The sequence below is a fragment of the Bacillus stratosphericus genome (assembly GCF_020524495.1).
GTDB classification, from domain to species: Bacteria; Bacillota; Bacilli; order Bacillales; family Bacillaceae; genus Bacillus; species Bacillus stratosphericus_B.
Genome location: NZ_JAIVLB010000059.1, coordinates 1 through 1,287, shown reverse-complemented (window position 1 = coordinate 1,287; position 1,287 = coordinate 1). Strand labels below are relative to the sequence as shown.

General features: G+C 43.0%; 2 tRNA genes, 1 rRNA gene and 1 pseudogene. 3 read left to right on the top strand and 1 reads right to left on the bottom strand.

Features of this window, described 5'->3' with window-relative positions:
* The 3 genes from rrf to LC033_RS15695 form a co-directional block, all read left to right on the top strand.
* Window positions 1-114: ribosomal RNA gene (gene rrf / locus LC033_RS15705) — 5S ribosomal RNA — on the top strand; the annotation flags it as partial.
* A 43-nt stretch (window positions 115-157) separates the two neighbouring features.
* Window positions 158-232, top strand: a tRNA-Asn gene (locus tag LC033_RS15700).
* A 1-nt stretch (window position 233) separates the two neighbouring features.
* Window positions 234-306: transfer RNA gene (locus tag LC033_RS15695), tRNA-Thr, on the top strand.
* Window positions 307-750: 444 nt separating this feature from the next.
* On the opposite strand, the pseudogene LC033_RS15690 reads toward LC033_RS15695, so the two are convergent.
* Window positions 751-1,287: pseudogene (locus tag LC033_RS15690) on the bottom strand (hypothetical protein); the annotation flags it as partial.

The window sequence follows — 1,287 nt, the reverse complement described above, 5'->3', positions numbered from 1 at the left end:
TGGTGGCGATAGCGAAGAGGTCACACCCGTTCCCATACCGAACACGGAAGTTAAGCTCTTCAGCGCCGATGGTAGTTGGGGGTTTCCCCCTGTGAGAGTAGGACGCCGCCAAGCTTTTTGTTTATATCCTTCCAATGGAAGAAGTTACTTTATCCATTCCGCAGTAGCTCAGTGGTAGAGCTATCGGCTGTTAACCGATCGGTCGTAGGTTCGAGTCCTACCTGCGGAGCCATGCTTCCATAGCTCAGTAGGTAGAGCACTTCCATGGTAAGGAAGAGGTCAGCGGTTCGAGCCCGCTTGGAAGCTTTCCTCTATATATTGATCTGACAAGGTTTCTCGACGATGAGAAGGCTTTTTTTATTGCTTGGGGACGAATTACTGAATTTGCAATAGGTTTGATATAGCATCCGCCACCAGAGTATCTGCTTCTTTGACCGCGTGTGTATAGGTATCAAGAGTTGTTTTTATATTTACCCTAAGCGCTGTGAGACAGAGATGAGGTACAAGAACTTGAAGCAGCGGTGGCTGATTTTTCTGAACTAAAAGACATTCTGTCTAGGTAAAATAAAACAGACCTTGAGGGGTCAAAAAGCTAGCAAACTGGACATGGAGACGACCATGTCCAGGGTAAGACAACTGATAAATTTTATAAAATAAGTGAAAACCCCACCTTTACTTCAAGTAAAAGTGGGGTTTGTCTACGGTCTGAACCAAGGGTTAAAAACCCTTGGTTTTTTTAGTGTATTTCATTTAATCATTAGTTCTTGAATAAACTGTATATAAAGCGCTTGAAGCTGGTGAAGGTGATATAAATAATGATAATGAGTCATTTCTAACTACAGGTGCCCCTGGTACATTAGATGTCCATGTTACGGTTGCAGGAGCTACAGTATACACTCCGTTATTTGAGACAAAGACACTTTGTGGGCCTACATCTGTTGGTTTACTTGAAAATTTAATAGTACCAGTTATGGTTGCGGTAGTAACAAGTGTCACTGTAGCAAGAACGTTAGCTGGAGGTGGGGTAACGGAATTGTTTGGAACATTCGTAACCATCTCATAGGTATAGGTGCCGGCTTGTAAATTATTTACGTTAATACTTCCTGATAAAGCAACTAAATTTCCTGTATTCCCAGCGATCACATAAGGAAGGACTTCTGATGTCTGACCAGGTGACCCAGCTATTCTTGCAAAACCGTTATTTGTTCCTCCGAAGAATATAGGTTTAGTTGAAAAAGTTGGAGTAGGTCCAGTGGATCCGGTAGCGCCAGTAGGTCCAGTATCTCC